Annotated in this window: 5 protein-coding genes and 1 tRNA gene; 4 read left to right on the top strand and 2 right to left on the bottom strand. The window is 54.2% G+C overall.

Annotated elements, in window-relative coordinates; genetic code table 11:
- Positions 1-277 precede the first annotated feature (277 nt).
- Positions 278-350, bottom strand: a tRNA-Pro gene (locus tag KM934_RS11875).
- 169 nt (positions 351-519) lie between these two features.
- On the opposite strand from KM934_RS11875, the gene KM934_RS11870 reads away from it, so the two are divergent.
- Genes KM934_RS11870 through porX form a run of 4 tightly spaced genes read left to right on the top strand, consistent with a single transcriptional unit; the run spans position 520 to position 7,414 of the window.
- Positions 520-1,773, top strand: coding sequence for a 3-phosphoshikimate 1-carboxyvinyltransferase (locus KM934_RS11870; RefSeq protein WP_215760816.1), 1,254 nt, complete (start codon positions 520-522; stop codon positions 1,771-1,773).
- 37 nt (positions 1,774-1,810) lie between these two features.
- Positions 1,811-2,203: a hypothetical protein gene (locus KM934_RS11865; protein WP_215760815.1), complete on the top strand. Its 393-nt coding sequence runs from the start codon at positions 1,811-1,813 to the stop codon at positions 2,201-2,203.
- A 51-nt stretch (positions 2,204-2,254) separates the two neighbouring features.
- Positions 2,255-5,815: a type IX secretion system periplasmic lipoprotein PorW/SprE gene (gene porW / locus KM934_RS11860; protein ID WP_215760814.1), complete on the top strand. Its 3,561-nt coding sequence runs from the start codon at positions 2,255-2,257 to the stop codon at positions 5,813-5,815.
- Positions 5,816-5,839: 24 nt separating this feature from the next.
- The gene (porX, locus tag KM934_RS11855) at positions 5,840-7,414 is read left to right on the top strand and encodes a T9SS response regulator signal transducer PorX (RefSeq protein WP_215760813.1); all 1,575 of its coding nucleotides are present in this window, start codon (positions 5,840-5,842) and stop codon (positions 7,412-7,414) included.
- Positions 7,415-7,418: 4 nt separating this feature from the next.
- Here porX and deoD read toward each other — a convergent pair whose 3' ends face one another.
- A complete protein-coding gene (deoD, locus tag KM934_RS11850) occupies positions 7,419-8,117 on the bottom strand; it encodes a purine-nucleoside phosphorylase (RefSeq protein ID WP_215760812.1) in 699 nt (232 codons plus the stop codon).
- Positions 8,118-8,203: the final 86 nt, after the last annotated feature.

The following is an 8,203-nucleotide window of genomic DNA, read 5'->3' as shown; positions in this document are numbered from 1 at the left end:
GCCATGAGAACTTGTTCTCTAATGGCCGAGTGCAGCCTATCTTATGCAAAGATACAATAAAAATATAGAGAAATTGCGAAGTGGAGAGGGAAAACAACCGGAAAGCACATGAGTTTACCCCGCAAAGGGCGAATGTTGTATCGAAGAAAGGGCAAGGTGAAAGATCAGATGTGGAAATTGGAACCCGATGCCTATGGCGGAGCATCCAACATGCTTAAGAGTAGCGTTATAGAAATATAAAAAGGGAAGCTGATTGCTCAACTTCCCTTTTTATCGGTCGGGATTACTGGACTCGAACCAGCGACCTCGCGCCCCCCAGACGTGTGCGCTACCAACTGCGCTAAATCCCGTTCCTTATTTGCGATTGCAAAGGTACGCACTTTTGTTGGAACCTCCAAATATTTAGGCAACTTTTTGCAAAAAAAGTGTTATCTTCTCCTATTCTGTCATAAAATCTTTTGAAAATCAAGATAAAATGGCTAACTTTGTCAATACAACATATAAATAAGGAGATAAACTATGAGAATCAAAATATCAGCCCCAAGCCAACTGTCGGCTTCCATTAAGTTGCCCGCCTCAAAAAGCATCAGCAACAGAGCGTTAATCATACACGCCCTCTCGGGAGGCAACATGATGCCCGACAACCTATCCGTTTGCGACGACACGGATGTGGTGGTGCAGGCCTTGGAAACCATGCCCCACACCATCAACATCAAGGCGGCAGGCACAGCCATGCGCTTTCTTACCGCTTACCTGTCGGTGAGGGAAGGCGAGCACGTCATAACAGGCACCGAGCGCATGAAGCACCGCCCCATCGGCGTTTTGGTAGATGCCATGCGCACCTTGGGCGCCGACATTCGCTATGTGGAGGAAGAAGGCTTTCCCCCACTCCACATCAACGGCAAGACGCTTTGGGGCGGACAGGTCTGCATCCCTGGCGACATAAGCTCCCAATACGTATCCGCCTTGCTGCTCATCGGTCCGGTGCTTAAGAACGGCTTGGAGCTGCAACTCTCGGGCAACATCATCTCAAGGCCTTACATCGACTTGACCCTTTGGCTCATGCGTGAATTTGGCGCGAACGCCGATTGGGCGTCGGGCGACACCATTGTGGTAAAGCCGCAACCCTACTGCCAACGTCGGTTCCTCATAGAGAACGATTGGAGCGCAGCCAGCTATTGGTATGAGATGGTGGCTCTTTATGAGCGCGACATGGCCAAGGTGAGGCTTGGCGGACTCATGGACGCCTCGAAGCAAGGCGACTCGTGCGTAAAGCACATCTACTCGCTCCTGGGCGTAAAGACGCAGTTTAGCGACCACGAGGAAGGAAAGCCCACCCTCGTCACCATCACTCCACGAATGGGACCGGTGAGAAAGATCGACTTCGACTTCAACAACTGTCCCGACCTGGCGCAAACGGTCGTGGTAACGTGTTGCGCCCTTGACATACCGTTCCACTTCAAAGGATTGACGAGCTTGAAGATCAAGGAAACCGACCGCATAGAAGCCTTGAAGCGCGAACTGCGCAAGGTGGGCTACATCGTTCGTAGCGCCAACGACAGCGAGCTCATTTGGGACGGAACAAAATGCGAGCCCAGCATGGAACCTATCGACACCTACGAGGATCATCGCATGGCCATGGCCTTCGCGCCACTCGCCATCAAATTCCCCGGATTGGCCATCAACAACCCCGAGGTGGTCTCCAAGTCGTACCCCACATTCTGGGACGACCTCAAGTCGGCTGGCTTCACAATCGAAGAGATAACAGACTAAGCAACACCCCCACGTCACCTTATTATATAGCACCTGCATGCCATATCTTATCATCGGCCTTGTTGCATTAGGCTTGCTCACGGCCCTGTCCACTTGGTTTGCCCAACGAAAAGGCACCAACGAAGAGCCCCCCATCACAACCCACGGCGACTGCTCATCGTGCAACGGCAACGACACCCGTTGCGAACAAGCGTGCATGATGGAGGCGGCAACGAAAGACATAGAGTATTTCGACGACGAGGAGCTCGACGAATACAAAGGGCGCCCCTCCGACCAATACACCGACGAGGAAACCGAGCAGTTTGCCGAAGTGCTCGAAACGCTGCAACCCCAAGAGGTGAAGCCCTGGGGAAGGAGCCTCGTGCTGAGAGGCATCAACATGCCAAACGGCATAAAAGATGAGTTTGCCACCCTTGCCGAAGGTTTTTAGGCGAAAGAAAGCAATAAATAGCGCGCAACACTCGTTATCAACACGTTGAGAATGAAACGATACATACACCTGCTACTGGCCATCACGGGCGTGATGGTCATCACAGCATGTTCCACCGAGAAGAATACTGCAAAATCTCGGTGGTGGCAGGCGTTCAACACCCGATACAACACCTACTACAATGGCACTTTGGCCTACATCGACGGTTCATTGGCCAAAGAAACCGGCAACAAGGATAATTTCACGGAGATTATCCCCCTTTATACCGTTAGCAACAAAGCCAGCAGGGAGTTGGGAAAGGGCGAGTTTGACAAGGCCATCGAGAAAGCCGAAAAAGCCATAAAGTTGCATAGCATCAAGCGCAAGCCCGAATGGACCAAGAACCGCCGCAAGACGGAGAAAGACTTGGAGTGGCTCAACCGCAAAGAATACAACCCCTTCCTGTGGAAGGCTTGGATGCTCATGGGACGTTCCCAGTTTTTCCAAGGCGACTTTGATGGTGCGGCGTCCACGTTCAACTACATGAGCCGCCTCTATGCCACCCAACCGGCCATCTACGGCCGCGCACGCGCTTGGTTGGCCAAGTGCTACATAGAAAACGATTTCCTCTACGACGCCGAGGATATCATAAGGAACATGCAACGCGACAGCCTGCATTGGAGAGCGCGCAAGGAGTGGGACTACACCTACGCCGACTACTACATCCACACGGCCAACTACGCCAAGGCCATTCCCTATCTCCGCAACGTCATCAAGCACGAGATGCGCAAGAAACAACGCGCGCGCGAATGGTACCTCATGGGCCAGTTGCAGGCCGCGCTGGGAAACAAGGCCGAAGCCTACAAGGCTTTCAGAAAGGTGGTTCGCCTGAACCCGCCATACGAGTTGGAGTTCAACGCCCAGATTGCCCAAACAGAGGTGTTGGCCGCCCACCAGTCGAAGCAAATGGTTAGGCGCCTCAAGCGCATGGCCGCATCCGACAACAACAAGGATTATCTCGACCAAGTTTATTATGCCATCGGCAACATTTACCTTGCCCAGAAAGACACCGCAAGCGCCATTGCCAACTATGAGAAGGGCGCCGAAAAGGCCACACGGAACGGCATTGAGAAAGGTGTGCTGCTGCTGAAGCTGGGCGATCTGTATTGGACAAAGAAGAAATTTAGCGATGCCCAGCGATGCTATGGCCAAGCCATTGGACTGCTCGACAAGGAGCGCGACGACTATAAGCAACTGTCGAACCGTTCGAAGGTGCTCGATGAGCTGGTGCCCTTCACCGAAGCCGTACATCTGCAAGACTCCTTGCAGCAACTGGCCCAAATGCCAGCCAAGGAGCGCAACGAAGCCATCGACCGCGTTATCGAGGCTCTGAAAAAGAAGGAGAAAGAGGAAAAGAACAAAGCGGCGGAGGCCAACGCCCAGCAAGCCCAACAACGAAACAACGCCATTGGCAACAGGAACCAAAACACCACTTACACCAACAACACCGCCAACCAACAGGCCAACGGCCAATGGTACTTCTATAACCCCATGGCGGTGCAGCAAGGCAAGCAACTCTTCCAGCGCCAATGGGGCAAGCGCGAGAATGTAGACAACTGGCAACGCGTCAACACAACCGTCGTTGCTGGATTGGGCGTGGATTCGCTGGCCAATCTTACCGATGCGCAACGCGATTCGCTCGACAGGGTTGAGGCTGCCCAAGACTCCCTGGAGCAGGTGATGGACAGCGCCCAAAACGACCCCCACAAGCGTGAGTATTACATGGCGCAAATACCCTTCTCCGAGGAGCAGGTGGCCGCCAGCAACGCCATCATCATGGACGGCCTGTTCCATAGTGGCGTGATTTTCAAGGACAAGCTCGACGAGTTGGCGCTCTCAGAGAAGGCGCTCACCCGCCTCACCTCGCAATACACCACCTATGAGCACATGGATGAGGCCTACTACCACCTCTTCCTTCTCTATTCGCGCATGGGCCAACCCGCTACCGCTGAGGGATTTGTGGAGAAACTGAAGGCGGGCTATCCAGAGAGCCAATGGACCCTCCTGCTCACCGACCCCTTCTTTACGCAGAACGCGCGCGAAGGCGTGCATCTCGAAGACTCGCTTTATGCGGCAACCTACGAGGCCTTCAAGGCCGACCGCTACGCCGAGGTCGACGCCAACACGCATCTCTCCGAGAGTCGATTCCCCTTGGGGGCTAACCGCGACAAGTTTATCTTCATCGACGGATTGAGCAAGCTCAACAACGGCGATGGCACAGGTTGCCTGAACGCCATGCGCACGGTGGTCGAGAAATATCCCAAGAGTAGCGTGTCGGAAATGGCTGGCATGATCATCAATGGCGTCAAGGAAGGCAAACAGCTGCGCGGCGGCAAGTTCGACATTGGCGACGTGTGGAGCCGCCGCAGCGTGGTGCTGAGCGATAGCGACTCTATCCATGCGCGCCAGTTTACCAATGAGCGAAACACCAACTTCGTATTCATGTTTGTGTACCAACCCGACAGCGTCGACCAAAACAAGCTGCTCTTCGAACTGGCTCGCTACAACTTCACCAACTATCTCGTAAGAGACTTTGAGATTGCCACCGACGAAGGCGACGGCATCCAGCACATGCGTGTGTCGGGATTCCGCAACTACGACGAGGCGCTGCAATATGCCCGCCAGGTGCTTAGGCAGGCCCCCATCTTGCGCCTCTTGGGAAAATCGCGTCCTGTCATCATCAGCGAGGAGAACCTGCCGTTGTTGGGCACCAACTTCAGCTACGATGAGTACGACGCCTATTACAACAAGCATTTTGCCCCGCTGAAAATAGCCACCTCCCGCCTACTCACCGAGCCGGCCGAGATCACGACGAACGCTCCCAAGAAAGCGCTCGAGACGGAGAAGGAAGTCGACGACTATCTGGAGGGAACCTTCATCTCGCCCGACGAGAAGGTCGACACGCCCACGCAAACCGTCGTTCCTGTGGACGAGCCGTCTAACGAGCCTGCGCAAACGGGCACAACCATCCCCGTCAACGACAACGACGAGGGCACGAACCGACAGGAAACCATCATTCCCATAGGCAACGACGCTCCTGCTGGCAAGGGCCAGAATGAGACCATCGTGCCTGCGCAAGAGGAAGAAAAACCTGCAGGCGCGAAAGATGCCAAGGTGCAAACCACAACCGTTACAACCAACGGCCAGGACCCTGTGGCAAAAGAGCCGAAGGCAGCTGCCAAACGAAAAGAAACCACAAAGCAAGCCGCAGCTACCCAGAAGGCGCAAAACAAGCCGGCACAGGCGGCCAACAAGCCGGCGCAAAGCAAGCCGACGCAAACCGCCACCAAGCCCGCCACCCCAACGGTGAAGGAGGAGCAGAAGGCGCAGCCCACGATCAGCAATGGCGCCTACATCTTCTTCGACGACGACACGCAGGTGCCGCCCAGCAAGAGCCCTGCCAAGAAGAAAACGGCAGACGACGCTTCCAATAAGAAGAAAGACACCAACAAGCAAGAGAAGGACCGCACCAACAAGCAAGACGACGACTCACAGAAAACCAACGACAACAAGGACCCAAAGGACAACACGTTCGACCTGGAGGACGAATATTACGACCTTGACGGTTTCTAAACGAATGAGGAACGAATCATGGCAATGACACAAAACAACGGCTACATATTATGGGTCGACGATGAGATTGAGCTGCTGAAAGCTCACATCATCTTCCTGCAAAAGAAAGGCTACGACGTATCGACCGTGAGCAACGGCGCCGACGCCATCGAGGAATGTAAGCAACGCACCTTCGACCTCATCATGCTCGATGAGATGATGCCGGGCCTGACGGGGCTCGACACCTTGCAACGCATCAAGGAGATACAACCGCAGACGCCCGTGGTCATGGTGACCAAAAGCGAGGAGGAGAACATCATGGACCAAGCCATTGGCGCCAAGATTGCCGACTATCTCATCAAGCCCGTCAACCCATCGCAAATCCTGCTGACGCTCAAGAAAAACATCCATCGGAAAGAAATCGTTAGCGAGGTGACGCAAAGCGGCTACCAGCAGGCTTACCAGCAACTGTCGTTGCAAATCACAGGCTGCAAGACCTGGAGCGATTGGGCCGATGTTTACAAACGCCTCATGCATTGGGAACTCGAGCTGAGCGACACCGACAGCCAGATGATGGGTGTGCTGGCCATGCAAAAGGAGGAGGCCAACAACGGGTTTGCCAAATTCATCAAGAACAACTACATGGATTGGGTTTCGCCCAACAAGATGAGCGACCGCCAACACCCACGCCCCCTGATGAGCCCCGACCTGTTTAAGGAGAAGGTGTTTCCTGCGATCAACGCTGGCGAGAAGGTGTTTCTCATCGTCATCGACAATTTCCGATACGACCAATGGCGCATCCTGGCGCAGCAGATTGGCGACCAGTTCGACATCGACGAGGACATCTACCAGAGCATCCTGCCCACAGCCACCCAGTATGCGCGCAACGCCATCTTCAGCGGGCTAATGCCCAACCAGATCGAGCAGATGTTTCCCGAGCTATGGGTCGACGAAGATGAGGAGGAGGGCAAAAACATCAACGAGGCGCCCCTCATACAAACACAGATCGACCGCTTCAGGCGCCACGACACCTTCAGCTATCATAAGATCAACGATTCGGCCGCCGCTGAGAAATTTCTGCAACAGTTCAACAACCTCAGGGACAACGACCTCAATGTGGTGGTCATCAATTTCATCGACATGCTATCGCACGCGCGAACCGAGTCGAGAATGGTGCGCGAGTTGGCCAACAACGAGAGCGCTTATCGCAGCATCACCCTTTCGTGGTTTCGCCATTCTGTCATGGCGGAGCTGTTCCGCCGATTGTCGCAAAGCAACTACCGCATCATCGTAACCACCGACCACGGTTCCATCAGGGCGTCGAAGCCCATCAAGATCGTTGGCGACCGAAACACCAACACCAACCTGAGATACAAGTTGGGGAAGAACCTGAGCTACAACGCCAAGGAGGTGTTTACCATCAAGGATCCGCGGCAGGCACAGCTCCCCTCGCCCAACGTAAGCACAAGCTACGTGTTCGCCACCGGCAACTCGTTCTTTGCTTATCCCAACAATTACAATTACTACGTGTCGTATTACAAAGACACCTTCCAGCATGGTGGCATCTCCATGGAGGAGATGCTCATTCCGATCGTCACCATGCGGGCAAGGAAGAAATAAGTGTTTACACCAAGCTGAAAGCCACCTTCATCATGTTGGTGAACGCCAACTGGCGCTCCTCAGCCGAAGCCGACTTCGCCTCCACAAGGCTGTCGCTAATGGTGAGAATGGTGAGCGCCTTGCGCCCGCAGGCCGCAGCGTTGGCGTAAAGCGCCGCACTCTCCATCTCAACGGCGAGCACACCCATGGCCGCCCATTTGCGCCAGTCTTGGTTCTCGTCGTAGAAGATGTCGGACGAGAGCACATTGCCCACATCATACCTTATTCCCATCGCGCGACACTCGTCGACGGCCCTCGACAACAGGCCATAGTCGGCAATGGGCGCATAGGTTCCGGGCAAATGATACTGCTGGAGATAATTGGAGTCGGTGCACGACCCCTGGGCCACCACCAAATCGCCAATGTCCATGCCCTTATGCAAGCATCCGGCGGTGCCCACGCGAATGATCTGCTCCACATCGTAGAAGTGGTAAAGCTCGTAAGAGTAAATGGCCACGGAAGGAATGCCCATGCCATGCCCCATCACGCTGACGGGTTTGCCTTGGTAGGTTCCTGTATAGCCCAGCATGTTTCTCACGCCGTTGAACTGCTTGGGATTCTCGAGAAAATGCTCTGCCATAAACTTGGCTCGCAGAGGGTCGCCCGACATGATGACGGTCTTGGCGATGTCGCCCGGATTGGCTGAATTGTGAGGAGTTGACATATCCTATTCTTTTTTATGTTGTACGCTAAATCAATACTCTGTTAATTCTAACGTAATCGTTTGAAAATGAGGGAGTTAATTAACGT

This window comes from Hallella faecis, assembly GCF_018789675.1.
Classification (GTDB): domain Bacteria; phylum Bacteroidota; class Bacteroidia; order Bacteroidales; family Bacteroidaceae; genus Prevotella; species Prevotella faecis.
Note: the sequence above shows the minus strand (reverse complement) of the source record. Positions and strands in the feature narration are given on the sequence as shown.